Source organism: Cohnella silvisoli, assembly GCF_021190915.1.
GTDB lineage: Bacteria > Bacillota > Bacilli > Paenibacillales > Paenibacillaceae > Cohnella > Cohnella silvisoli.
Genome location: NZ_JAIOAP010000004.1, coordinates 179,113 through 205,650, shown reverse-complemented (window position 1 = coordinate 205,650; position 26,538 = coordinate 179,113). Strand labels below are relative to the sequence as shown.

Here is a 26,538-nt window from a genome sequence, read left to right as displayed (position 1 = left end):
CCTCCCGGTTAAATAGCAGTTAATTGGTTAAAAAAATTGTCCGTAAAAATGGAGGAGGCCCATGCGCAATTGCATGGGCCTCTCACAAATCCGTAAGATAGGTCAGTTAATAAATTGCAAATATTGCAGCATTCTTCTCAACATTGCGACGCTTTGAGCACGCGTCGCGCGCTCTTTAGCGGAAAATGTAGTTTCGGTCGTGCCTTGGATAATATGGGCGACCAGGGATTGTGCCGCTGCTTCTTTAGCCCAGTCCGCAATGTCAGAATGGTCTGTGAATTTATCCAGCACGTTCATATCTACCGTCGGCTCTTTCCCGCCGAGCTTCAGCGCCCTTGCAATCATCGAAACCATCTGCTCGCGGGTAATGTTCGCGTTCGGCATGAATGCTCCGTTTGCAGTCCCGCTGATCAAGCCGGCTTTCTGCGCTGCTCCTACAGCTCCCGAATACCAATCCGTCGCCTTTACATCCGTATACGCATTGGCCGCGGAGTTTTCGACTAGGCCTAGCGAACGTACCAGCAAAGCCGCAAACTCTGCGCGCGTAATGTTATTGTCCGGCGCAAATTTGGTGTTGGTTATCCCTTTAACAACCAGCTTGTTCGCCAGCAATTCAATATCCGCTTTCGCCCAATGCCCCTTCAGGTCAGCGAATGTTTTGTCGGATTGAATCACGGTATATACGCTGTTATGCGGAGAATGAATCGTTACATTCGCGATATCGCCGCTATTTGCAAAAACGGATGGGATAAAATGTATTTGGTTGTTCACATCGACCCACACCGCCGTTACCTTGCTGGAATCCACAGAGGAATTCAACGCTATTGTCCGATCAACGTACGTTCCGTTAAAGTCCGTAACTTCCTCGCCATCTGAACTCATCGAGTAATCGATCGGATTTTCAAGTAAATGCTTCGACCCTTGTTGATCGACCGCTGCATCCACATCGCTGCTTGTTTTCCCGGATACTTTCGTAATCGTAACGGTAATTACCGCATCCTTCGGCACATTTTTCAGTACGTTGACAGGAAGGCTGTAAGTTGCCCCATCGACTTTGATTTGAACGATGGTATCAGGCTGCTTGCTTGCCGCATCCAGAAGAGCTGCTGCAGGAAAATCCACCTTGACCACCGGATCACTGTTCTTGATTTCAAGGGTAACCGATGGGGTCGTCGCGGAAGACAACGCTTTGCCTAACTCGTTTGCATCCAAGGTTACCCTTGTAACAGGCTGACCCCCGCTTGTCGTTTCTTTCTTCACTACGGCATCCATAACGACGCCGGAAAGTTTAATTATCTCCGCCGGTACGGTTGGTGGTGATGGTACGATTGGCGGAGATGGTACATTGGGTTGCGATGGTCCGCCTGGTTGCGATGGTCCCGGTTGTGACGGTGTCGTTGCAGTTTCTCTCGTCACATTCACATAATAAATTTGTTGGGAACCGTCTTGAGCTGTAACCGTCACAGCAATTCGGTTGCCGCCTTCGGCGAGCGGAAGCGGATCCGATGCCTGACCGACCGTTAAATTAATCGGACCGAATACAAGAATATTGCCGCTGTTGTACACGCTGGCCGTTACACTTGAAGCAGTGTCATACACGTTCGCCGTTACAGTAATACTTGATATCGGATTAGCGACATTAGACGTGTAGGAGACTGTACTAGATGCAAATGTGGGACTTAGTGCACCGCTAGATAGCGTCAAACCGCTCAAATCCGCGTTGCTGCTTACGAAGAGCGCAGTCGTCACACTGTCTGCACTTGATGCGGCGCCTTCTCCCGAAGCATTTACTGCCTTCACCGTCACGAAGTAGGTAGTACTTGAGTTCTGGCCAGTCACACTGTATGTTGTACCGCTGATCGGCGAAGTGCCGTTCACCTTCACTCCGTCCACATACACGTTATAGCCGCTAGCTCCCGTTACTGCTGTCCACGTCTGCGTCCAACCGGTCGATGTAATGCTACCATGAGATAATCCCGTTGGAACCGAAGGAATAGTTCCCACGCTGTCGTCACTCGATGCCGGGCCTTCTCCCGAAGCGTTCACCGCTGTTACCGTCACCGTGTAGGTCGTACCCGGCGTTTGGCCCGTCACATCGTACGTTGTGCCGTTGATCGGCGAAGCGCCGTTCACCTTCACACCGTCCACGTACACGTTATAACCGTTAGCTCCCGTTACTGCTGTCCACGTTTGTGTCCAGCCGGTCGTGGAGTGTGCGCTGCTCGATAATCCCGTTGGTGCTCCGGGCTTAGTCGTCACACTGTCTGCACTGGACGCGGCACCTTCTCCTGAACCATTCACTGCTGTTACTGTCACCGAGAAATCCGTCCCCGAAGCTTGGCCTGTCACATTGTACGTTAGACCAATGATCGGCGAAGCGCCGTTCACCTTCACACCGTCCACATACACGTTATAGCCGCTAGCTCCCGTTACTGCTGTCCACGTTTGTGTCCAGCCGGTCGATGTAATGGTGCTATGAGATAATCCCGTTGGTGTCGAAGGAATGGTTTCCACGCTATATGGACTAGACGCCGGGCCTTCTCCCGAAGCGTTCACCGCTGTTACCGTCACCGAGTAGGTCGTACCCGGCGTTTGGCCCGTCACATCGTACGTTGTACCGTTGATCGGCGAAGCGCCGTTCACCTTCACACCGTCTACATACACGTTATAACCGCTTGCTCCCGTTACCGCTGTCCACGTTTGGGTCCAGCCGGTCGAAGTGATGCTGCTATGAGATAATCCCGTTGGTGCTCCGGGCTTAGTCGTCACACTGTCTGCACTGGACACGGCACCTTCTCCTGAACCATTCACTGCTGTTACTGTCACCGAGAAATCGGTCCCCGAAGCTTGGCCTGTCACATCGTATGATAGAACAGTGATCGGCGAAGCGCCGTTCACCTTCACACCGTCCACATACACGTTATAGCCGCTAGCTCCCGTTACTGCTGTCCACGTCTGCGTCCAACCGGTCGATGTAATGCTACCATGAGATAATCCCGTTGGAACCGAAGGAATAGTTCCCACGCTGTCGTCACTCGATGCCGGGCCTTCTCCCGAAGCGTTCACCGCTGTTACCGTCACCGAGTAGGTCGTACCCGGTGTTTGGCCTGTCACATCGTACGTTGTACCGTTGATCGGCGATACACCGTTCACCTTCACACCGTCTACATACACGTTATAACCGCTTGCTCCCGTTACCGCTGTCCACGTTTGGGTCCAGCCGGTCGAAGTGATGCTGCTATGAGATAATCCCGTTGATGCTCCGGGCTTAGTCGTCACACTGTCTACACTGGACGCGGCACCTTCTCCTGAACCATTCACTGCTGTTACTGTCACCGAGAAATCAGTCCCCGAAGCTTGGCCTGTCACATTGTACGTTAGACCAATGATCGGCGAAGCGCCGTTCACCTTCACTCCGTCCACATACACGTTATAGCCGCTAGCTCCCGTTACTGCTGTCCACGTCTGCGTCCAACCGGTCGATGTAATGCTACCATGAGATAATCCCGTTGGAACCGAAGGAATAGTTCCCACGCTGTCGTCACTCGATGCCGGGCCTTCTCCCGAAGCGTTCACCGCTGTTACCGTCACCGAGTAGGTCGTACCCGGTGTTTGGCCTGTCACATCGTACGTTGTACCGTTGATCGGCGATGCGCCGTTCACCTTCACACCATCTATATACACGTTATAACCGCTAGCTCCCGTCACCGCTGTCCATGTTTGTGTCCAGCCGGTCGTGGAGTGTGCGCTGCTCGATAATCCCGTCGGAGCAGAAGGAATGGTCGTCACACTATCGGTACTCGATGCGGCACCTTCTCCTGAACCATTCACTGCTGTTACTGTCACCGAGAAAGTTGTACCCGAGGTCTGGCCTGTCACATTGTACGATGTACCGCTGATCGGCGAAGCGCCGTTCACCTTCACACCGTCCACATACACATTATAGCCACTCGCTCCTGTTACTGCTGTCCACGTTTGTGTCCAGCCGGTCGATGTAATGGTGCTATGAGATAATCCCGTTGGTGTCGAAGGAATGGTTTCCACGCTATATGGACTAGACGCCGGGCCTTCTCCCGAAGCGTTCACCGCTGTTACCGTCACCGAGTAGGTCGTACCCGGCGTTTGGCCCGTCACATCGTACGTTGTACCGTTGATCGGCGAAGCGCCGTTCACCTTCACACCATCTATATACACGTTATAACCGCTAGCTCCCGTCACCGCTGTCCATGCCTGTGTCCAGCCGGTCGTGGAGTGCGCGCTGCTCGATAATCCCGTTGGTGCTCCGGGCTTAGTCGTCACACTGTCTGCACTGGACGCGGCACCTTCTCCTGAACCATTCACTGCTGTTACTGTCACCGAGAAATCGGTCCCCGAAGCTTGGCCTGTCACATCGTATGTTAGAACAGTGATCGGCGAAGCGCCGTTCACCTTCACACCGTCCACATACACGTTATAGCCGCTAGCTCCCGTTACTGCTGTCCACGTCTGCGTCCAACCGGTCGATGTAATGCTACCATGAGATAATCCCGTTGGAACCGAAGGAATAGTTTCCACGCTGTCTGCACTAGACGCCGGGCCTTCTCCCGAAGCGTTCACCGCTGTTACCGTCACCGAGTAGGTCGTACCCGGTGTTTGGCCTGTCACATCGTACGTTGTACCGTTGATCGGCGAAGCGCCGTTCACCTTCACACCATCTATATACACGTTATAACCGCTAGCTCCCGTCACCGCTGTCCATGCCTGTGTCCAGCCGGTCGTGGAGTGCGCGCTGCTCGATAATCCCGTTGGTGCTCCGGGCTTAGTCGTCACACTGTCTGCGCTCGATGCGGCGCCTTCTCCCGAAGCATTTACTGCCTTCACCGTCACCGAGAAAGTTGTACCCGAAGCTTGACCTGTCACATTGTACGTTAGACCTATGATCGGCGAAGCGCCGTTCACCTTCACACCGTCCACATACACGTTATAGCCGCTAGCTCCCGTTACTGCTGTCCACGTCTGCGTCCAACCGGTCGATGTAATGCTACCATGAGATAATCCAGTCGGAGAAGAAGGAATGCTTGTCACACTGTTTGCACTAGACGCCGGGCCTTCTCCCGAAGCGTTCACCGCTGTTACCGTCACCGAGTAGGTCGTACCCGGTGTTTGGCCTGTCACATCGTACGTTGTACCGTTGATCGGCGATGCGCCGTTCACCTTCACACCGTCTACATAAACGTTATAACCGCTAGCTCCCGTCACCGCTGTCCATGCCTGTGTCCAGCCGGTCGTGGAGTGCACGCTGCTCGATAATCCCGTTGGTGCTCCGGGCTTAGTCGTCACACTGTCTGCGCTCGATGCGGCGCCTTCTCCCGAAGCATTCACTGCCTTCACCGTCACCGAGAAAGTTGTACCCGAAGCTTGACCTGTCACATTGTACGTTAGACCTATGATCGGCGAAGCGCCGTTCACCTTCACACCGTCCACATACACGTTATAGCTGGTCGCTCCCGTTACCGCATCCCAACTCTCCGTCCAGCCAGTCGTGGTGATGCTGCTATGAGACAGATTCGTCGGCGCTGATGGCAGGGTCGCCACACTATCTGCACTTGACGCTACGCTTTCCAAAGCACTGGAACCGATGAAAGCCGTCCCATTCACCGCTGTCACTGTCACCGAGTAGGTCGTACCCGGCGATTGGCCTGTCACATCGTACGTCGTACCAATGATTGGCGATGCGTTCACCTGCACTCCGTCCACATAAACGTTATAGGAAGCGGCTCCCGGGACCGCACTCCAACTTTCCGTCCAACCACTGGACATCATACTGTTGTGGCTTAATCCGGTCGGCCCGTCATAATACGAATAAGTGAAGTTGACCGGCCCACCACCCCCATAACTTCCCCCTACTGTATATAACACATCATTACTCACAACCGCACCTAAATAGCTTAGATTCCTTACCATATTTGGCCCATATGACCAAGTATTCGTATTCATGTTATAAATCAATGTGCTGTATAAACCGTTCCCGCTGTTTGCGTCATAACCGCCAAGCAAGTGCAAGACCCCGTTATATTCCACGAAAGAGCCAATCGTGACTCCTTTTGAATTCCCTCTGTATGGGCTATCCGCTAATGGTGTCCATGTATTAGTCCCTGGAATATAACTATAAAACTTTCCAGTGGCACTTGCTTCCATGAAGTAAATGGTTCCGCTGCTAGAAGCTGCCATGGGGCCGGGAAAGCTCAGTCCGGCGGGAAGTCCTGTCACCTGCGTCCAACTAGAATCAACGCCAGGTTTAAAGTGATATAGTGCTCCTCCATTGGTTGTTCCATTATTGTAAAATCCGAATGCATAAATCGTTCCATCAGACTGTACGCTAGCTGACACATATTTAAGCGGTTGGGGCAAACTAACCGAGGAAGTCGACCAAGTGTTTGCAGCAGCATCGTATGTGTATACCGCGCTCGAAAACGTATTCCCTGAAAATTGGCCGCCGCCCCCAATAGCGTAAAGAGTGCTTCCGCTATAAACCAGTGCATTGCCAGTCAACTTATCAGTGTTCGGAATGCTTGCCCCCATGCTCCAAGTGTCCGTAGCCGGGTTATAGATATACAGCTTCTGTTGATTGCTCCCATCCCAGCTATCGCCAATTGCGTAAATATATCCATTTGATCCAGCTACGGTTGACGCGCTGAATAATGAATCAGGAAGACTCCCATTCTGCATCCATCCGGTCGCTGGCGCTGCGGTTGCCACCGATGCAAAAAAACCCAAATAAGCTATGCAGAGACTACATCCAACAATTAATCCCCTGGACCATGATCCCGCCCATTTAATAATATAAGTAAAAAACAAAAATACCCCTCCTTATTTTCATTAAACCGATTACTATTAAAAGCGCATTACTCATTTCTTCACATCAGTTTAATCTTCAACGGTAAAATAGTAGTAAAATGGAGAAAAAAATCTTTTTGTGTCAAAAAAAATAGAATCGTCGCAGATTCTATCCAAGTTTATTTCAGAATGACCCCAATAATTACGAGGAATACCCTTTCGAGAGAGGTTTCTCTTTTTTGACATAAGCAATAAGCTAGAGCCGATTTCGACTCTATCTTCTTCCCTTATCTTTCTTATGCTCACCCTATAACAACAGTAGTAACTCCAAACCTTTTTAATTTGTCAATATGCTCCCTCGTCAACCTCACTCCCGCAGGGAGCAGGACACTGCCATTCGCAGAAGTAACCTTACTGGCAAGAACATCCCCGGGATTGGCAACTTTAATCGATATCACCTTAGCCATTTCCATTCTACCTTTCGTCACATAATTTATCGTACAATATGCGGATTTGAGCTTGTACAAATCCATTGTAATCATGTGCGGTAAAATACAGGTAAAATCGAAAAAAGTTTGGGATCGATTAGTTTTTCAATGCGAGCGGCTTCAGAATGACGGTCACCGCTTTAATTTTTCTATGGTCACATGCAGTTCTTGATCCGTTGCTCCTTCAGGAATGAATACGATTAAGTCGTCGCCCAGCTTGTTGGTGCCTGAAGACGGCGGTATAAGTATCCCACTCCAAATGCCTCATCTCCCGATTTAAAGCGACTCAGACGCTCTATTCGGTTCAGGCAAGGATAGCGAAATTTTATACTTTCCGATATACAAAAAAAGACCGGAGAAATGATCTCCGATCCCTGAACTCTTAGTGGCATACCTTATTCCCCAACTTTGGCAATACGTTTAACTCCTGAAGGCTCGAGAAGGTTTTTGACGAACTCCACTTTAATCTCAACTTTGCCTTCTATTTGAAAAATGCAGGCAAAAACGGTTTGTTATGCTCCAGCATCTCGTCGAGAAGAGCTTTGGCAACGTTGACCGAGGGTACGAGCGGATGGCTCGCCATCGCTTGAAGCGCGATGCCCCTGTCCCCTGAAATCGCTGCTTCTATGGTCAGTCTCTCATAAGTTTTGACCGCTGCAATCAATCCTTTCGCTTGCTCGGGTACGGTCGTAACCGGAAGCGCTATCGGCCCTTTGCCGGTAACAACGCAATTAACCTCGATCGCGGCATCCTCCGGAAGAAAATCAAGGATGCGGCCGTTAGGTACATTTAACGTCTGAATGTCGCGCTTGTCGTTGTATAGCGAATCCATCAGGTTAACCGCCGCTTCGGAATAGTAAGCTCCGCCGCGCTGTTCGAGCTGCTTAGGCTTTTCCTGCAAATTCGGATCCTTGTACAGATCGAACAGCTCGTCTTCCACGCGTTTCACGACTTCGGCGCGGGTTCCGTTCGCTTTCAGGGAAGCCAACTGCTCCTCCAGCATTACATCGGTCATATAGAAGTATTTCAGATAATAGGACGGAAAACCGCCGAGGTTGCGTAAAAAATCAAGGTCCCACTCCGAGGCGGGAACGTTTTTCCCCGAATACTCTTCCCGCTTATCGAGCAACTCCGATAGTTTGTCTTCCCCGGCCACTTCAATCCGGCTTACCCAATGCAGATGGTTGAGACCGACAAATTCGGCGTAGATGCGGTTGGCCGGCGTTTCGTACTTCTTGCTCAACCACTTAAACAAACCGATTGGAGCGTTGCACAATCCGATGCTCTTAACCTTGGAATGACGGTTGATCGCCTCCGTGACCATCCCCGCCGGATTCGTGAAGTTAAGCAGCCAAGCATTGGGAGCAAGCTCCTCGATATCCTTGCAAATATCCAGCAATACCGGAATCGTGCGAAGAGCTTTCATCATGCCTCCGGGACCCGTCGTCTCCTGACCGATAACTCCGTACTTGTTCGGGATATGCTCATCCCATTTGCGCGCTTCAAGCAGTCCGACTCTCATCTGCGTCGAGATGAAATCCGCTCCTTCAATCGCTTTGCGACGATCCAGCGTTAAATGGACTTCTATCGGAAGCCCCGATTTGGCCACCATGCGCTTAGCCAATTCGCCTACGATCTCAAGCTTATGTTTACCCGCTTCGATATCGACAAGCCACAGCTCCCTGACCGGCAATTGCTCGTATTTCTGTATAAATCCTTCTACGATTTCCGGCGTATACGAGGATCCTCCGCCAATGACTGCAATTTTCAATCCATTAGCCATCTCTATTTCCATCTCCTTGGTGAATACTCTATGAGAACGTCCAATAGGTCAAACCAAGCTATAGTCCGATATGGAATTTAATTGATTGTATATCTGTTCCGGCAACGCGATTCCGCTCGCTTCGACCGCGAGCCATACCGCTCCGACAACCGGTTCCACCTGCAACTTAACAAGCGATGCCCCAGGAGAAATTTCCCTAACCGCTTGTTCGATGTAAGCGTGGATGAAGTCGCCTTCCCCGCGGGTAATTATGCTTCCGGCAAGCACGACATCGAAGCTTTCGCCTTCCATGCCTAGCCGTTTGATGACCGCGCTTGCCGTTATCCCTAACTCCTCGCCTTGTTTACGCAGGATGTCCTTAGCGACGGCATCCCCTTGGCTTGCAGCCTGGAACAACAATTTCGCTACGCGGATTGGAGGTGTCTTGTTATGATCCAAATAATCGTCGAACAGCGTCTGTACGTTGTCGTACCCCAAATCGTTAAGCACAAGCTGCGTTAATAACGTAGGCTGTTCGCGCCCTTCCCACGCGCGAATAACAGCGCGGAAAGCCTCAACGGATAAGGAACCGCCGCCGCCGAAATCCCCGAACTGATAAGAGAACCCGCCGCATTGATAAAATTGTCCCTGTGCATTAACGCCCGCGCTATTCGTTCCGGTACCGCATATCAATACAACGCCATAGGGGCGATTGGTACCTGCTCTAAGTGCGATCATGGTATCGCAATTGATTTGATGCCGAGGAAAACCCAGTTCGGCGATCATAGGCCGCAAAATCTTATAATCTATTTCCCGATCCGCTCCCGCCAATCCGAAATAAGCGAACTCGATATCCTCTTGCGCAAGCCCCGCTTGCCGCAAAGCCATCTCGACCGATTCGCGGATATTCCTTTTCGCTGCGTTATACTCCGTCTGATGGTTGCCGTTGCCGCTTTTGCCTTTACCTACTATCGTTCCGTGCTCATCGATAATTAACGTGTAGGTTTTACTTCCGCCTCCATCGACGCCCAAATAATATTTCAAAGCACTCACTCCTGCCTTATGCCAACTTATGTTTTACGTGCCGTAGATTCCCTGACGATCAATTCAGGCTCCATTTGCAAAGTCACGTTGCGTTTGGCCGGATCGTTAATGACGCCCAATAGCAGCTCAACGCCTGCGCTTCCGATTTTGTCCGCGGGCTGCCGGACCGTCGTGAGCCTCGGGCGAAATTCCGAAGCCAATATTTGATCATCGAAGCCGACGATGGAAATGTCCTGTGGGATACGTATGCCTTCGTTCTTGCAAGCATCCATGAAGCCAAGCGCTATATAATCATCCGACGCGAATACGGCCGATGGCAAAGTCCCGGAATCGATCCACTGCTTGGCAATCCGATACCCAGAGGCAATTTCGAATGTTCCGCGTTCGATGCGATGGGATGTTAATCCCGCTTCTTCCATCGCGAACAAATAACCCCGCTCCCGTTCCCTACTGCTGAGGAAGGGATCGGGTCCGCCAATATGGGCGATGTCCGTATGGCCAATCTCGATGAGATGCTTAGTGGCTTCGTACCCCCCCTTGAAGTTGTCCACGATAATGGAAGTTACCGAGGGGTTCCGCTGCTGGTTATCTATCATGATAAAAGGAATTTTTTTCTTCTTAAGCTCCATGACGTACTCGTCTTCGTTGATTGGGGACAAAAGGATAACCCCATCTACGCGGTCTTCCTGAAACAAGGATCGATGAAACGTATCCTCATAGCCGGTTGAAATCGAAAGCGCCAGAAAATATCCGTGTTCGGCGAGGCGATCGTTAACCTCTTTGACGACGGCATCGAAGAACGAGTCATGCAAAGTCGTTAAGGTAAGTCCGATGATGCCCGTTTTGCCGCGCGCCAAGCTGCGTGCGGAAGCATTCGGATGATAATCCAACTCCTTCATGGCCTGCAATACCTTTTCCTTATTCTTGTTTCGAACCGAAGTTGAATTGTTAAGCACTCTAGACACGGTTACCACGGACAAACCCGATTTCTTGGCAACATCAAAGATACTGACTTTCATCGATGTACGCTCCTGTATGAAGAAATAAATTTTGTAATAACCGTACCATATTCGATGCAATTATTCATGCTTCCGCATCGGTTTAGCGAAGGCTGGCGGAGGAGAGCGAAATCATCACGCTTCCCCTCCGCCGCTTGCTTACTTATTCACGCGCTCGAGCAGCTTCTTGAGCTTATCCTCGATACTAGGCAATACTTCCTCTACCTTCTTATCCCCGTTCTCGACGGTCGCCAACTCATTAATGAACAACTCATTGATTTGCGAGTAGTTGGAGATCAAGTGATTGTAAGACTCGAAGCCGTATTTGTACGCTCCTTCGAATACTTGCTTGATTTGCGCGGGATCGATGCCTTCAAAGTTGCTGTAATATTTCTCGGCAGCTTTCTGGTTAACCGGCGGATTGCCTCCGCTTAACTCGATCGACTTCTCTTGCACTTCCGTCGTGATCAAGTATTTAATCCATTCCAACGCTTCCTTCGGATGCTTGGAATCTTTCAGGATGAAGAGCGGATCCACGTACAGAACGCTTCTCACTTTCTCATTCGGACCTTGCGGAACCGCCGCTACGCCGACCTTGAAGTTAAAGTTGCTTGACGCGGCCAAGCTCCAGGAGCCGACGACGGACATCCCGATCTTGCCGGAGAGGAACGGATCGCCGAATTGACCGGATACGGACTTGGAGAACGCCGGCGTCGGGGAAACCTTCTGATCCCAGATGAGGCCGTAAATTTTCTTGTACGCTTCGACGACTTCCGGCTTCGTCAGATTGATCTCGGACGGCTTGCCGCCGTTAGTCCAAGTATCCGCAGAATAGACGTCTGCGCCGAAGTATTGCGGCCTTTGGTCGCGCTCGCCGAAACCGAAGTCAACGCCATACTGCGCCTTAGCCAGATCTTTCGAATCAACGGTCATTTTTTTCGCATAATCCACCATCTTGTCGAACGTCCAGCTCTTATCTTCGTAATCGGTAGGCGGATATTGGAGTCCCGCTGCGTCGAACAGGTCCTTGTTATAGAGCATAACCGTAACGTAGCTGTTAAGCGGAATGCCGTAAGTTTTACCGTCTACTTTATAGATGTTCATGACATCATCCGGAATGTTGTAGTCGGAAGCCTTAAACCCGTCGAGATAGGGGGTCATATCCATCAGCATGCCTTTGTTATAGTACTCCATGAATCCGCCATAGCCCCAGTGGGAAGTGACGTCCGGTGCGTTCTTGGCCGCTATGGAAGACTGAAGCTTGGAGTCGAATTGCTCGTAAGGCGCCTTCGTGACTTTGATCTTGATGCCCGGGTGCTTCGCTTCGAAATCCGGAATCAGCTTCTCTACGAAAGTACGGTCGGGAGAGTCGATCGTATAGTGAGTGATCGTAACCGTTTCCCCATCCTTGCTGCCGCTGCCGCCGCCGCTTGAACAAGCCGTTGCTACCAAACCGAATACCAGTGTCAAGCTGAGCATGAACTTGCCCGTCTTCTTACTCATGTTTATCCCCCTTAATAGTTGTGGTATTGGATTATGTGAATGATTACTTGATGCCGGTAAGAACGATACCTTGGACAAAACGCCTTTGAGCGATGGCGAATAGCACCACGATCGGAAGCACCGACAGCAACGACGCCGCCATCATGAGGTTCCATGGAGCGATCCTGAACTTCGAGGAGAGCATCGCCGCCATCCCGATCGGAAGCGTGAAGTTTTCTTGGGAATCCAGATAGAGCACGGGCGCAAGCAGATCGTTCCAGCTCCAGATGAAGGAGAAGATCGCCACCGTCGCCAACACTGGACCGGATAAGGGGAGGGTCAGGCTCCAATAGAGACGAATCTCTCTGCAACCGTCGATTCTCCCTGCATCGTAAAGCTCATTGGGAAGCGTCGTGAAAAATTGTTTTAATAGAAAGATCATATACGCCGATGCGAAAAAGGAAGGCAATATAAGCGGAAGCAAGGAATCGTGCAGGCCGAGCTTCGTGAATAATAGAAACTGCGGAATCATGATCGCCGGATAAGGAAGCATCAACGTGCTGAGTACGAGCATGAAGAAAAATGTGCTGCCTTTAGCCCGATACCGGGCAAATCCGAAGGCCACGAACGAGGAAGAGAACACCGTTCCGATGACCGTTGCGACTCCGACGATCAAGCTGTTCATATATTGCCGGCCGAATTTGATGTCCGTATTGATGAATAGCTCTTTGAAATTTCCCCATGCAAAATGGTCAGGAATGAAGGATGGCGGATAAGCGAGCATTTCTTTCGTTGTTTTGAGAGAAGTCGATAACATGAACCATAAGGGCATTATCATCGCGACCGTTACGAGCAATAGGATTAGGAAACCAATAATTTGGGCCATCTCCGCTCTTGCTTTTTTCGGCTTGACGGGTAGTTGTTTCGTAAGTGCCAAGTTGCTCAACGCTCACGCCCCCCTTCGTAATAGACGTAACGGTTCGACAGTTTCATGATGATGAAGGTGATTATGGTGACGGCGATTAACAGTATCCATGCCATAGCGGAGGCGTAGCCGTAACGGAAATTTTTGAAAGCGTTAATGTAGATGTTGTATACGTAAAACCAAGTCGAGTAGTTCGGACCGCCTTGCGTTATGGTGTAAGCTTGCGTGAACACTTGGAAAGAGTCGATAAGTCCGATAATGAGCTGGAATAGGAACACCGGCGAGAGCAGCGGTAAAGTAACATTCCAGAACGTTCTTAGGCGGCCTGCTCCATCTAGCTTCGCCGCTTCCAGCAAATGAGCCGGAATGCCCTGCAAGCCTGCCAAGAAAATCAACATTCCGCCTCCTAATCCCCAGAAGGACATAATGATAAGCGCCCACATCGCGTAATTCTCATCAAGGAACCAGTTGATCGTACCGACCCCGAAAAATGACAAGAAGTAATTAAATAGCCCAGCCTGAGGGTTGAACACCCAGAACCATAGAAGCGCCATCGACACGCCCGAGATCATACTTGGAAAATACATCGCCGTCCGGAACAATCCGCGAAACGGAATTTTCTGATTGATCAGGATTGCGAAAATAAGCGATAGGAACAACGTAAGCGGGACGCTGATGAAGGTGTACTTGAGCGTTACTTTGATCGAATTCCAGAACTGATCGTCCTTGAATAATTCGGTGTAATTGCCGAATCCGATGAATTCGGGAGTATGGATAATGTCGTACTCCGTGAAGCTGTAGTACAGAGAGGCGAGTACCGGAAACAACGCAAATACGATAAATCCAATCAGCCACGGAGAAATGAAGAAGTAAAACAATCTGCCTTCACGGCGGCTTTCCCTCGTTGACTTCACCCCTGAATCCCCCTTCGATAACCTCTAAAAGTTTAATCGCTTTAACTTTCGGGATAAAAAAATATACTCCACTAGCACCTAAAAGTATATCCAGTTATAACCATCCTCCAAAAGTTAAAGCGATTAAACTTTACGCTTATTATATTACGGGTTGGCACCGTTTACAAGAATAATTTTTTGAGGCGTTTCAAGAAAAGAGCCCAGCTCGTCTCCCGTAGAAGAAAGGCTGGGCTACTCTTATTGACTTAGCTAGCTTGCAAACGGCGTATTCTTTCTTCCAAATCCGGATGCGTGGAGAATAATGGCGACCGTTTCTTTCCGCTTATTTTCAAGGTTGAAATGGCGGTCTGCTTGTCGTCCTTCATGCGATCCGTGTAGGCTTGCAGCCTCTGAAGCGCGTGGATCATCTTGTCTTTGCCGGCTAGATGAGCTCCGCCCGCATCCGCATGGAACTCACGGTACCTGGAGAACGCGAGCACGACCAAGCTGCCAAGAATGGAGAAAACGATTTGAAAAACGATGACAGCGATAAAATGGACAATCGGAGCAACGTCTTCCTTTACGAATCGCGAAACCGCCCAAGCCGCTAAGCGTGACAGGAATACGACAAAGGTATTCACGACGCCTTGCAGGAGTGTCATGGTAACCATGTCTCCATTCGCAATATGGGCAACCTCGTGACCGATAATGCCTTCAACGGCATCGGAATCCATCTCTTCTAGCAATCCCGTCGAGACTGCAACAAGCGATCTCTTCTTCGATGGGCCAGTGGCAAATGCGTTTACTTCTTTCGATTCATAGATTCCTACCTCAGGCATATGAAGCAAGCCCGCGGCTTGAGATAAGCGATGAACCATCTCAACGATCTGGCGTTCCCCTTGCGACAGGTTGCCGCTTGGATTCAGCACCTGAACATTCATCATTCTCTTGGCGATCCAACGGGACATGGCAAGGGAAATGAATGCGCCGGTGAAACCGACGATTAAACTAAAGATGAGCAAGGAGCGAACATCTATCCCGCCCGCTTCGTTAATATACGAACCGACTCCGAATACGGACAAAATGATACCGATGGTCACCATGACCAATAAGTTGGTTAAGATAAACAATAAAATACGTTTCATTGTTTCCTCCCGAATAGGTAATAGATTAGAGTTCCTTGTCCTTTATTATATAGGAACTAACCACGAAAATCCCTATTTTTCCAGACTGGAAATAGAAAAACCGATGCAAGTCCATTAGGTTCCGACTATTGCCGGGCGAATCCTTCATCCCTCAAGTACTCTCTTGCTTCCTCGTACGTCTCGAATGCCGCCTCGAGGTTGAGGCCCGAGAAGATGTACCACATGTCGTCCTCGTACTTCAGCACCAACGATGCTTGCTCCGAATCGACCCACTTCTCCTCTTGACCTTCCTTCCAAGGCGCTTCGCCCGTCAGGGAACGAATCGACTGTTCAACGAGGCTGCGAAGCTCTTCAGCGCTATAATCGCGAACGTTAACGAAACCTTTGTCATCCGTCTGAACCCCGTCAAGCTCCCCCGCGAAAATATAGCCGTTGCCATTAGGATGAAAATGGAAACCGACGTTTTTCTTCTCGAAGACGCTTTGTTCGTAATGGAAATTGACGCGGCCGAGAGATACATCCCGACGTTCTAATTCAGGGAAAGATTCCAAAATCGTCAGTTTCTCTTCAAAACTTAACATAGTTGCCATCCGCCTCACGGTTTATAGTTGCTTGTGATTATAAAAGACGTGGTCTGTATCTTTAGTAAACCGCGCCTCGATTTTCTTGCTGATCCACAGCGAGATTCCGACGAATAATACAACATATACTAACTCGATCGGATGCTGGATGAACCGCGCAAAGTCATGGCCAATAAATGAAACCGACAGCACCATGATGGCCTTGCCAAACACGATAGCGATAAAGAAAGACCGAAGTCTCATCCTTGCTATGGCAGCCGCTATATTAATAACGACAAACGGGCCGACGGGAAAGAGACTGAGCAGGAACACGTAACTGAACGCATTGCGTCGAACCCACACCAAGCTCTTCTGTACCTTCGGCTTCTGCGCCCAGCGGAGGAAGTAGGGATGTCCCGCGATTCGGCGGACGATGAGGAAAGTAACTAGGCATCCGCTTACGATTCCCAGCCACGAGTAAAGAAATCCGAGCCACAAGCCGTATACCGCAGCGTTGACTCCGACGATAAGGATCGTTGGCAGCGGAGGGATGAATGACTTCATGAATGTCAGAGCAATGCCGGGAAAGGGACCGAAATCCCGATACTGTTCCAAAACGTTTTTCAAATTTTCCTCTGTGAGATTAGACAAAATATCCGATATGTCCATGGATCCGCATGCCCCTGTTTCTACTTATCATTGATGTACGCATTATACCATTTGTTGCGTCTCGCCGCTTCAGGCAGGTTTAATTCAGAGAATTAGGTTATGCGGCGTCAGAAGAAAAAGCAAGCCGGAGCGCTGCTTACGCTCTCAAGCTTGCTTTATGATAAGAGAACTACGTTCGCTTGGACAGTTTCTCCTGCGCTATCCGAATCATTTCGCGAACCATCGACCCGCCGATTTTACCGCCAACCTTGCCGGCATCTTCGGTCGATAACTTGCCGTTATAGCCCGGCTTTAACGGCACGCCCATTTCCTCGGCCACTTCATACTTCACGTCATCCGGCCTTTCAGGGTTGACCGGATACCCTTCTCGCCGCATGACCTCCGCTTTCAATCTGCTAACGCCTTGCTCCGCGCCAGGGACGGCCAGCTTCCTTCTTCTCGCCATAATCGCTTCACCCGCTTCGCTCGATTGTACACGCTTCGACCCTATCGTACCCGAATAAGCGTGAATTATGCGATCCTCGCGTTCGCTAACCCCCCGACTCCGCCATCCAAAGCTCATACAGGCGGTTTAAATGGAGTTGGACAGCTTCCCGTTCCGTCCATCTCCGCTCCAATTCCGCTGAATTTTGACGACTCGCCATCTCCTGCAGGTAAATATCCATTTCCAGCAATCGGCGCTCCTCTTCCGCGATTTCAAACTCCAGCAAGTCACGACTGAATTCCTCCGTCTTCTCCGAACGTTGAGATTTCGTGCGCTGAGAGGAAACGCTAGTCGATACGACGGCAGCAGCGACGGCAAGCTCGGCTTCCTTATTTAAGCGCTGCTGCCGGCTTTTGTCCTTATAGCTATCGAAGTCGCCTAAATACACCTTCATCCGACCTTGGTCGAGCTCCCAGATTTTCTGGGCCAGGCGATTGATCAAGTAGCGGTCATGCGTAACCGCCAATATCGTTCCGGGGAATTCCTCCAACGATTCCTCGAGCGCTTCTCTGGATGCAATATCCATATGATTCGTCGGTTAGTCCAGAACCAATAAGTTAGGCTTGCGCAACACGAGCAACGCCAGTCTTAATCTCGTCCATTCTCCACCGGATAGCTGACCTACCGGCTTGAACACATCCGCCCCGTAGAACAAATACGCCGCGAGCCTAGACCTCGCTTCCCCTTCTTCGAGACTCGCTTCCTCCCGGAAGTAGGACAGCACGGTTTTCTTCGGATCATCCGGATACTCCTGCTGCGCAAGATATCCGATATCCAACCTCGAGCCTAGATTCAACTCCCCTTCGTCAGCCCGCTCTTCGCCTAGAATGAGCTTTAACAGCGTTGTTTTGCCGGACCCGTTATTTCCCACCAGCATGACCTTCTCCCCGTATTCCAACAACCCGGATACTTGGTCCAACACCTTGAAATGACCAAACTTCTTCGTCACTCCATCGAATTCGACGACTCGCTTACCCGACCGACCCACGGGATTCAGCTCGAACTCTGCTCCTTTGCGATCGACAACCGGCCGCTTAAGCTTCTCCATCCGATCCAGCGCTTTCTGCATGGACGCCGCTCTTCTGAAAAACTTGCCGTTGTCGCCGATCCGGCCCCACTCCATCAACCGTGCGATCGTCTCTTTCATCTTCTTGATCTTCTTCTGCTGCTCTTGATAATCGGCGAATTCCAGCAAGAGACGCTCTTCCTTTTCCTTCACGTACTTCGTGTAATTCGCAGGGTATACGGTCGATTCCCCGTCCTCCAACTCGATGATTTTAGTAACGACCCTGTCCAGAAAATAGCGATCATGCGATACGATCAAACAAGCCCCTTCGTATTTACCGAGGAAATCCTCCAGCCATTCGACCCCGCTCAAATCCAGATGGTTCGTCGGTTCGTCCAGCAGCAGAATGTCAGGCTTATAAATAAGCTGAGAAGCTACGCTCACTTTGGTTTTCTCCCCTCCGGAAAGGGAGGAGAACGTTCTGCCATAGCGATCCCGATCAATTCGCAACCCGCTGGCGACCTGATCGATTCTCGCATCCAGCTCGTAGCCGCCCTCCCGTTCAAACCGTTCTTGCAGCGCCGAATACCGGGCTAACAGAGACGACAGGCGCTCCTCGTCATTTACCGCTTTCGGCTCTGCCATCTCCCTCTCCAGTTCGGTCATAGACAACCGACATGCGAGTAACTCGCAAAATCCCAAGGCCAGCACATCATATACGGTTCGGTTTACCACGTCGTCCGGTATCTGTTCCAGATAGCCGATGCGAGCGTCTTTGCGAACGGTCAGCAGCCCTTCATCCGGCGTATCCTGTTTCGCAATCAACCTGAGCAAAGTCGACTTGCCGCTCCCGTTGCGGCCAACGAGCCCCACCTTCTCGCCGTGATGGATGTCGAAGGTTACATTCTCAAGAATAAGCTGCGCGCCGTTGTATTTTTTCACATTTTGACAATTAATCGTTAACATAAAGGATCCTCCTGAATGAAGACCCTAGCCTGGCGCCAGAACAATAGAAAAAGACGCAGGGAAAATTCCCTACGCCCGTCGGTGCAAACCGTTCCGGTTAAGGTAGGAGTCTTCTCGTGAATGGGTATAACCTATGGGCATAAATGGACAGACTTCTCCCGCCATTCACGAAACCATGAACGATGCCAGCCATCGCAATGGGCAGCCGGCTCACTTGGTTATTGACCAACTCTCGATTCATCCTACCTTCACCTCCTTGATTTCATTACCTTCAGGATAACATAACGCGCAATTTGCCTGCAAGGGCGCTTAGCTCCGCTTCACAAGTCGAAGTCGCATATTAAGGAGAGGCTACTCGGGTGCAGCTTAGCAGTTGATCATCCACAAGACGCCGTATTTATCTTCCAGTTGCCCGAACATGCCGCCCCAGAATACCGGCTCGAGCGGATGAATCACTTTGCCGCCTGCCGCAAGGTTATCGAACGCTTCCCGGCCTTCGGCTCCAGAATCGAATTGCAGATTCAGGCTTATGCCGTTCCCGCGTGTAAGGGGATCGAATGAATCAGCCATGAAGAAGGTTACCCCTCCGGCAATCAGGCACATGTGCATCACTTTATCTTTGATCGCATCATTCGGCTCCGGAGCCTCTCCATGCGTCATGACGGACTGGATCTCCCCGCCGAGCGCTCTAATATAGAACTCGCTTGAGCTCTGGAATCCTCCGAATGCAGAAAAGGTTTAAATATTGCCATCCTTCATTATCCCTCCGTCCAGTTATTGGGTTTTTCGTTCCCATTATAGCATTACTGAAAAGGCGGGATTTCTTATGGATTGCTGTGTTTGGGGTTTATGCTAATATTCGCTTACGTTGGTATCGTCGATTAAAACCCCCGCTTATTGCCCCACAGCCAGGCATGCAGTTGGGGCAGCACTCGAACATTCGTGAGTTCGGTTGATGTCATCACTGTGTCCACCAACCACTTATAGCGATCAATAAGCTTGTTTAGCAAGACGGACGAGTCCTGCTCCTGCACATCGTCATTACCCGCTTGCAAGTAGAAGGGAACATCCTTGTAACGATGATGAACGGTAGTCGAATAGCGTAAATCTTGCTCATCGAACACGACAACCTTCAAGCTGAAATTCCGCCCGCTTGCGGCAAGCTTGCCGACTATGACATCCAATACGCTCCAATCCGTCGTCATCGTTGAACTCGGCGGTTTGGGTGACAGAGTCAGCTCGTCGATCGATAGAAACCAGTCCTGCCAGCGGCTGCCCTGTGTTTCCAAGGCAACCTTGATTCCTTTTCCGTGCAGCAAGTCTATGAGCTCGTTCAGGTGCGGCAGCAACGCCGGATTGCCTCCGGAAATCGTTACGTGCGAGAAGGTGTTGCCCGCTGCCGCATCTAGATCCGCCGCAATTTCCTCTGCCGTCAGCAACCGAATTTCATCTTTGCCCGAGCCGTCCCACGTGAAGGCGGAATCGCACCAAGCACAACTATAATCGCATCCGGCAGTTCGAACGAACATCGTCTTCTGCCCGATGACCATCCCTTCCCCCTGCACGGTCGGACCGAATATCTCCATAACCGGCAAACGACTAGGCGCCATATGATCCTCCCGCAGCCGGACGGTACACCACATAGCTGGTAGGCGTCTCGCGCAAGAAAATTTGCACGCATAACGGCTTGTTAGTCATTTCGTTCAGAAATTGCTGGATGATCTCGCACAGTATTCTGGCTACATTTTCCGTCGTCGGGTAACGGCTCGGGTGATCGTCTCCGAAAAGCTCCGCATGCCCATTCAGAAGCGAATGATCGAATCGGTCGTGAATCAGCTTCTTGACTTGAGAGAAATTAACGAGAAACCCGCTCTCGTCGAGCTCGTTGCCTGCAATCGTTACGTTAACGAAATAAGTATGGCCGTGCATCTTGGCGCAGTCGCCGGCGTACTCGCTGGGTATATAGTGAGCGGCGGCGAACTGCAAGTCTTTGTTTAGTTCATAGCGATAAGGATGAGGGGTTGATGGGTAAATTTGCTGAATCATATTCGGCGTCCCTCCCTCCTTGCCGTCTCAAACTCGCTTAACCCCCGGGAACGCAGCACGCACGCCGGGCATTGTCCGCATCCGTCGCCCATGACCCCTTCGTAGCAGGTGAGCGTATTGTCCCGCACATATTGGAAAGCGCCCAGTTCGTCGGCCAATTGCCACGTCTGCGCTTTCGTCAACCACATGAGCGGCGTGTCGACGACGAATTCGTAATCCATCGCCAAGTTCAACGTCACATTAAGCGATTTGACGAAAATATCCCGGCAATCCGGATACCCGCTGAAATCGGTTTGGCACACGCCCGTTACGATATGACGAGCGCCAACTTGTTTCGCAAGTACGGCCGCAAAGGACAGAAACAGCAAATTCCGCCCATCCACGAATGTTGATGGCAACTCGCCTTCTTTCTGTTCAATGGCTATGTCGTGTCTCGTCAGCGCATTCGGAGTCAGCTGTCCGAGAAGCGACATATCCAGCACATGATGTCTAATCTTCTGATCCGCCGCGATCCGGGCTGCGCATGTAAGCTCCTGCTTGTGGCGTTGGCCATAATCGAACGTGACCGCCTCCACTTCTTCAAATCTTTGTTTCGCCCAGAATAGGCAAGTCGTACTATCCTGTCCGCCGCTGAACACAACGACGGCTTTTCCTGATTTCATCTAATAAATCCTCCCGCCAATAGAAAAACGGTATCCAAGGAGATACCGTTTCCTTAGTTTTTTATAGAGGGTGTTGCTAGAACCTCTCCCGAAACGCGTCAAACGTATGCTCCCGTACGCATTCGGACTTGTATGCTATTGCTTACATTGTATCAACTGTCGGCTTCCGATTCAACATAACGCTTAAGCGCACCCAGTTTGTTCTCCCAATATCGCTCATAATACGCGAGCCAACGCTTAAGTTCCAGCAGCGGCTCGGGATCGAGCCGGTAACGCGTCTCCCTGCCGACTTTCTTCTCCTTGACGAGCCCCGCGTCCGCAAGGATGCGCAAATGTTTGGAAACGGCCGTCCGGGTCATGGGGAAATGTCCGCTGATAACGGTCACCGGCATTTCCTGATCGTCAAGCAATCGGAGAAGCCTGCGGCGGGTCGGGTCGGCGATTGCTTGGAACACGTCGTGCTTCGGTGATGGCTCGGCCATCTTAGGCCTCGACGTAAGCGGTCAGAGATTTAACTATGCCGACCCAGCCTTGACTCATCCGGTCGCGTACAAGACTATGCGCCTCTCCGAATTCCGTAGCCTCGTCCGCGGTCCACCCGCCGTGAATCAAAGTAAACTCCGTTTGGTCTCCTTGGTCGACTAATTCGAAAGTAAGCGTCCAATCTTTGCCCCAGTTGAAAGTCAGACGATTAGGAGGATCGATCACCGTCACTTTGCAAGGGGATTTGCCATAAGGCCCCGCATCTATATGAAATTCATAGCCTTCAACCGGCTTGAAGTCGTTGGGCATAAACCATGCGGAAATTCCTTCCGATGTCGCGACGGCGGCCCATACTTTCTGTACCGGCGCTTTCAGCACTAAGGTTTGGCGGATATCGGGCAGCGTATTTTGCGAATTGTTGGACATGTGATTACCTCCTGAATTAGGAAACTATTTGGTTTCGTTTCTCATTATACGAAACCAAATGGTTTCGCGTCAATTCATTTTTATTATGCCCTATAATTTCGAAGCATAATCGACCTTATTTAGTAAATTCTAAAACGTACAGACTTTACGACAAAGGAGCTGCATGATGACAACAACTACCCAGAACCCTCCGGCCCAGCAAACGCAAGTGCCGATTCCGGTCCCGCCGCGTGTCATTACAACCAAAGATCTGCTTTACATCAAAGATGCGTTGTCTTGGGAATTAATCGCTTTTAAGAAGTTTCATTTTTTCGCCCAACAGGCTTCCAATCCGCAAATTAAACAGGCGCTCGATAAGACGGGCAAAATGCATCAACAGCATTACCAGAAACTTCTCACGCATCTGCAAGTAGACAACAATACGGCTATGGCCAACCTGCCTCGTCCCAATCAGACGCAGCAGTCTTCACAGTAAGGGGGGTTGCTGTCCATGACAAACCAGAATGAAATCGCCAATCCGCAGTCCTCGCAATTACCGCAAGTGAAAGGGCCCGAGATGAACGATCGGGACTTCCTGAACGACGGGCTCAGCACGTGCAAATACTTAACCGACAGCCTGAATGTCGCCGTGCGCGAAGCCAGCCATGCACAGCTTCATGCCGATTTGCTTCAAATCCTGACCGAAACGCATCATAGCGGACGAGAGCTATACAATATGATGTTTCAGAATGGGTGGTACAAACTCGAGGCCGAGGAACAACAGAAGCTTCAACAGGCACAACAGCAATTCAGCGGTTATTCCTCGCAGTTTCCTTACTGACAGGTCTCGACACAAACGGCTTCGCCATCCTAAGGACGGCGAAGCCGTTTTACAAACTGGCGTTTATTTTTGCTGGGGGACAAGACGATTACGCATGAACATCCAACTGAGCAGCGGCGAACTTCCGACTACAAGCAGCATGCCGTTGATGACCAAAGGCGCCCGGCTGAAATAGAGCGTTACGATAAAAATAACCATTCCGGCTATTCTGCCCGCATTAAGCGCAAGTTCTCTCATGACCACGTACTCGACCCGCTCCCGCGCGCTATCCTCGTCCATTCCGATTAGGTCGAATACCGCCGATGTCATCGGAATCGTATATAGCGGAATAAATAGCGCCGCGCCGATACCGAAAGTCAACAGAGTCGCGTAACTCACGCCGAAAAAGAAAGGAACGATGACAGCGGTCATCACGATCGTACCGATCAACATTCCTCTTCTTCGCCATATGGGCTTCAGCCATTTGCCGGTTGCGTAGAAGCTTATAAACGCGACCGTCGATGTAATCAACGCAAAGTTGCCGACCGATAGTTCGCTGCCTGTTTGAATATAAACAAGCAAGCCGATCATAACGCCAAAGACGCTTTCACGCAGCCCTTGCGCAGCAAGTGCTCCAAATACCGGCCGCCACGGGGTTTGCCGCTTCTTCAAGATACGTAAGGGCATTAGCCAATCATAATTCCCTTCCGTCTTCCTATTGTGCAGGAGGAAACTGACGCCGATACCTATCACGAATATACCCAGCGAGATCATAAATACGATACGATACCCGCTCTCGCCAGTCATGCGCGAAATCAGATAACCCGAGCACCAAGGCGCAATCATCCCGGCGATGGATCCGATGCCCCCCGCCAGCCCGTTAAACCGATCCCGGTTTCCGGCATTCGTAACTTCGAAATAAATGACATTGAAAGCCAGCCAGAAAAACCCTATGGCCAACCCCTGAACGATTCCCAGCAGCCATACGTAATGGAATGCACTTTTTCCAAGCAGAAGCACGATGGAATAGAAAACGGCCGAAACTCCGATTCCAAGCCTCAAGAAAACCATTTTGTTGCCTTCTTTGACCCCGTTGCCTGCAATCCAGAACGTCAATGCCATGAAAACGTATGTAAGCAACGTAAACCAGCCGAGCAATAAGAAATTGTTGCTCGCTTTCCAAATATAAACCCCAAGAAACGTACCGGATAACGCATTTGCGGTAATAAGAAGGCCGTTGACTATAAGCAGCAGCACCGTCTGTTTATCCAGCCGCCCGGAACCGCGAGCGGGTTTTTGACGCTTATGCATGAGCATCCCCTTTGGAACAGTGAAATCAAACACCATAATAACCTGCCCAAAAAAGAGGTAATGAAACAAAAAAGCCAACAAAACAAAAAGAACCTCTACCCACTTAAAATAGGTATGGTTCTCGGCAGAATCTTTTGTTCAATGCGTCTCACTAATTGTATTTTTTATTCGGTCCATTCTACATTCATCAGAAAACGCGCAGGATACTCCGATCTTCTATAAGTCGGGGAGGAATGAGCGTCAGGCGTGAGCCTGAATGCCTTTTTCGGATGCTTCCTTCTCCTCTGAAATGTGCTATAATCAGCATAGCGAGGAGGGGAACGTATGATCGTAACGGTGACGGCAAAAATAAAAATCAAGCCAACGCAAGCTCATGCAGAAGCGCTGCTGGAAACCGTCTCCGCTTATCGTAAGGGCTGCAATCTCGTATCTTCGTTGGTGTTTATCACCAAACAATTAAAGCAACCTGCCCTGCATCAAATCACTTACAACATGCTTCGCAGCACCATTGGCCTCCGATCCCAGATGTCCCAATCGGCCATGAAGACCGTCATCGCCAGATACAAGACCAATCAAAGCAATGGTCACGATTGGACACAAGTTCAGTTTAAGCAGCCGGAGTACGATCTCGTATGGAATCGCGATTATTCGTTAACCTCCGGTTTGTTTTCAGTGAACACCTTGCAAGGAAGAATCAAGGTGCCCTTTGAGAGGAAAGCGATGGAGGCCTACTTCGATGGTTCCTGGATGTTCAGAACCGCGAAGCTTGTCCGCAAGCATCACAAGTGGTTTCTGCATATTCCAATGTCCAAACAAATGACCGAGCCGCATTTGGAAGAGATGACACAGATTGTAGGCATCGATCTGGGAATCAACTTTCTCGCGACAGCTTATGACACACAAGGCAAAACCATCTTCTTTCCGGGTAGAGCGATTAAACGCAAGCGGGCGAAATACAAACAAATGCGCCAGCAATTGCAGAAAAAGCAAACGCCATCCGCCCGCCGTAAGCTCAAACAAATGGGGCAACGAGAAACCCGTTGGATGACCGATGTAAACCACGCGGTCAGTAAGGCACTCGTTAGCCGATATGGTGCGAAAACGCTGTTTGTGCTGGAGGATTTGACGGGCGTGCGCAACGTGACAGAAAAGGTCAAGCTCAAAGACCGTTATGTATCGGTATCGTGGGCGTTCCACCAACTGCGCAAGATGGTAGAGTATAAGGCACAACTTGCAGGATCTAGGATAATTGCAGTGGACCCGAAATATACCTCTCAACAATGTCCACTTTGTAACCACAAAGAGAAAGCCAATCGAGACAAGATAAAGCATCACTTTTGTTGCCGGAATTGCGGCTATCAGAGCAACGATGACCGAATAGCAGCGATGAACCTGCTAGCCAAAGGAAAGAAATACCTTGAAGAAGGTACAAGCATAGCATGACTATGTTTGCAGGGCAGCTGTCAATCTGCCCGTCGGTAAGCATAAGCTTTCCGTAGATGTGACACCACGTTCTTAATGAACAGCCAAAGATCGGAGTCGAAAGACGTTTGCACGATTGGGTAGTCACAAG

At 50.4% G+C, this 26,538-nt stretch carries 22 protein-coding genes, 1 pseudogene and 1 riboswitch; of the genes and pseudogenes, 3 read left to right on the top strand and 20 right to left on the bottom strand.

What is annotated here, in order from left to right:
* Window positions 1-102: 102 nt before the first annotated feature.
* The 19 genes and pseudogenes from K7P76_RS10095 to K7P76_RS10005 all read right to left on the bottom strand — a co-directional run bounded on the left by K7P76_RS10095 (window position 103) and on the right by K7P76_RS10005 (window position 22,855).
* A complete protein-coding gene (locus tag K7P76_RS10095; protein ID WP_232185171.1) occupies window positions 103-6,837 on the bottom strand; it encodes a fibronectin type III domain-containing protein in 6,735 nt (2,244 codons plus the stop codon).
* A gap of 948 nt (window positions 6,838-7,785) precedes the next feature.
* Entirely contained in the window at window positions 7,786-9,087 is a 1,302-nt protein-coding gene (locus tag K7P76_RS10090; RefSeq protein WP_232185170.1) for a 6-phospho-beta-glucosidase, read from the bottom strand.
* Between the two features lie 48 nt (window positions 9,088-9,135).
* Window positions 9,136-10,110 (bottom strand): N-acetylglucosamine kinase, encoded by a 975-nt coding sequence (locus K7P76_RS10085; protein ID WP_232185169.1) that lies wholly within the window; start codon window positions 10,108-10,110, stop codon window positions 9,136-9,138.
* Between the two features lie 26 nt (window positions 10,111-10,136).
* Window positions 10,137-11,129, bottom strand: a complete 993-nt coding sequence (locus tag K7P76_RS10080) for a LacI family DNA-binding transcriptional regulator (RefSeq protein WP_232185168.1) — start codon at window positions 11,127-11,129, stop codon at window positions 10,137-10,139.
* Window positions 11,130-11,267: 138 nt separating this feature from the next.
* Window positions 11,268-12,611, bottom strand: coding sequence for an ABC transporter substrate-binding protein (locus K7P76_RS10075; protein ID WP_232185167.1), 1,344 nt, complete (start codon window positions 12,609-12,611; stop codon window positions 11,268-11,270).
* 43 nt (window positions 12,612-12,654) lie between these two features.
* Window positions 12,655-13,536 (bottom strand): carbohydrate ABC transporter permease, encoded by an 882-nt coding sequence (locus K7P76_RS10070; protein ID WP_232185166.1) that lies wholly within the window; start codon window positions 13,534-13,536, stop codon window positions 12,655-12,657.
* Window positions 13,533-14,429 carry a carbohydrate ABC transporter permease gene (locus tag K7P76_RS10065; RefSeq protein WP_232185165.1) on the bottom strand — a complete coding sequence of 299 codons (897 nt, stop codon included), beginning with the start codon at window positions 14,427-14,429 and terminating at the stop codon, window positions 13,533-13,535. Before K7P76_RS10065 ends, K7P76_RS10070 begins: the two co-directional genes overlap by 4 nt.
* A 245-nt stretch (window positions 14,430-14,674) precedes the next feature.
* The gene (gene htpX / locus K7P76_RS10060; protein WP_232185164.1) at window positions 14,675-15,553 is read right to left on the bottom strand and encodes a protease HtpX; all 879 of its coding nucleotides are present in this window, start codon (window positions 15,551-15,553) and stop codon (window positions 14,675-14,677) included.
* 125 nt (window positions 15,554-15,678) lie between these two features.
* Window positions 15,679-16,134 carry a hypothetical protein gene (locus K7P76_RS10055; protein ID WP_232185163.1) on the bottom strand — a complete coding sequence of 152 codons (456 nt, stop codon included), beginning with the start codon at window positions 16,132-16,134 and terminating at the stop codon, window positions 15,679-15,681.
* A 21-nt stretch (window positions 16,135-16,155) separates the two neighbouring features.
* Window positions 16,156-16,782: a TVP38/TMEM64 family protein gene (locus K7P76_RS10050; RefSeq protein ID WP_232185162.1), complete on the bottom strand. Its 627-nt coding sequence runs from the start codon at window positions 16,780-16,782 to the stop codon at window positions 16,156-16,158.
* Window positions 16,783-16,951: 169 nt separating this feature from the next.
* Window positions 16,952-17,227: an alpha/beta-type small acid-soluble spore protein gene (locus K7P76_RS10045; RefSeq protein WP_232185161.1), complete on the bottom strand. Its 276-nt coding sequence runs from the start codon at window positions 17,225-17,227 to the stop codon at window positions 16,952-16,954.
* 85 nt (window positions 17,228-17,312) lie between these two features.
* Window positions 17,313-19,238, bottom strand: a pseudogene (abc-f, locus tag K7P76_RS10040) (ribosomal protection-like ABC-F family protein).
* A gap of 97 nt (window positions 19,239-19,335) precedes the next feature.
* On the bottom strand, window positions 19,336-19,479 hold the full coding sequence (locus K7P76_RS10035) for a hypothetical protein (protein WP_232185160.1): 144 nt from the start codon (window positions 19,477-19,479) through the stop codon (window positions 19,336-19,338).
* A gap of 125 nt (window positions 19,480-19,604) precedes the next feature.
* Window positions 19,605-19,898: a VOC family protein gene (locus tag K7P76_RS10030; protein WP_309244749.1), complete on the bottom strand. Its 294-nt coding sequence runs from the start codon at window positions 19,896-19,898 to the stop codon at window positions 19,605-19,607.
* A gap of 221 nt (window positions 19,899-20,119) precedes the next feature.
* Window positions 20,120-20,848, bottom strand: coding sequence for a 7-carboxy-7-deazaguanine synthase QueE (gene queE / locus K7P76_RS10025; protein WP_232185159.1), 729 nt, complete (start codon window positions 20,846-20,848; stop codon window positions 20,120-20,122).
* Window positions 20,838-21,284 (bottom strand): 6-carboxytetrahydropterin synthase, encoded by a 447-nt coding sequence (locus tag K7P76_RS10020; protein WP_232185158.1) that lies wholly within the window; start codon window positions 21,282-21,284, stop codon window positions 20,838-20,840. Before K7P76_RS10020 ends, queE begins: the two co-directional genes overlap by 11 nt.
* Window positions 21,281-21,946: a 7-cyano-7-deazaguanine synthase QueC gene (queC, locus tag K7P76_RS10015; protein WP_232185157.1), complete on the bottom strand. Its 666-nt coding sequence runs from the start codon at window positions 21,944-21,946 to the stop codon at window positions 21,281-21,283. Before queC ends, K7P76_RS10020 begins: the two co-directional genes overlap by 4 nt.
* A 47-nt stretch (window positions 21,947-21,993) precedes the next feature.
* Window positions 21,994-22,038: riboswitch (PreQ1 riboswitch) on the bottom strand.
* Window positions 22,039-22,098: 60 nt separating this feature from the next.
* Window positions 22,099-22,428 carry an ArsR/SmtB family transcription factor gene (locus K7P76_RS10010; protein ID WP_232185156.1) on the bottom strand — a complete coding sequence of 110 codons (330 nt, stop codon included), beginning with the start codon at window positions 22,426-22,428 and terminating at the stop codon, window positions 22,099-22,101.
* 1 nt (window position 22,429) lies between these two features.
* Window positions 22,430-22,855, bottom strand: coding sequence for an SRPBCC family protein (locus K7P76_RS10005; protein WP_232185155.1), 426 nt, complete (start codon window positions 22,853-22,855; stop codon window positions 22,430-22,432).
* Window positions 22,856-23,018: 163 nt separating this feature from the next.
* On the opposite strand from K7P76_RS10005, the gene K7P76_RS10000 reads away from it, so the two are divergent.
* Together K7P76_RS10000 and K7P76_RS09995 are read left to right on the top strand one after the other, a co-directional pair.
* Window positions 23,019-23,330: a ferritin family protein gene (locus K7P76_RS10000; protein WP_232185154.1), complete on the top strand. Its 312-nt coding sequence runs from the start codon at window positions 23,019-23,021 to the stop codon at window positions 23,328-23,330.
* A gap of 15 nt (window positions 23,331-23,345) precedes the next feature.
* Window positions 23,346-23,675 (top strand): spore coat protein, encoded by a 330-nt coding sequence (locus K7P76_RS09995; protein WP_232185153.1) that lies wholly within the window; start codon window positions 23,346-23,348, stop codon window positions 23,673-23,675.
* A gap of 63 nt (window positions 23,676-23,738) precedes the next feature.
* On the opposite strand, the gene K7P76_RS09990 is transcribed toward K7P76_RS09995, so the two are convergent.
* Window positions 23,739-24,965 carry an MFS transporter gene (locus K7P76_RS09990; RefSeq protein ID WP_232185152.1) on the bottom strand — a complete coding sequence of 409 codons (1,227 nt, stop codon included), beginning with the start codon at window positions 24,963-24,965 and terminating at the stop codon, window positions 23,739-23,741.
* 324 nt (window positions 24,966-25,289) lie between these two features.
* Here K7P76_RS09990 and K7P76_RS09985 point away from each other — a divergent pair, with 324 nt between their 5' ends.
* Window positions 25,290-26,408, top strand: a complete 1,119-nt coding sequence (locus K7P76_RS09985; protein ID WP_232185151.1) for an RNA-guided endonuclease InsQ/TnpB family protein — start codon at window positions 25,290-25,292, stop codon at window positions 26,406-26,408.
* The last annotated feature ends 130 nt before the right edge of the window (window positions 26,409-26,538 follow it).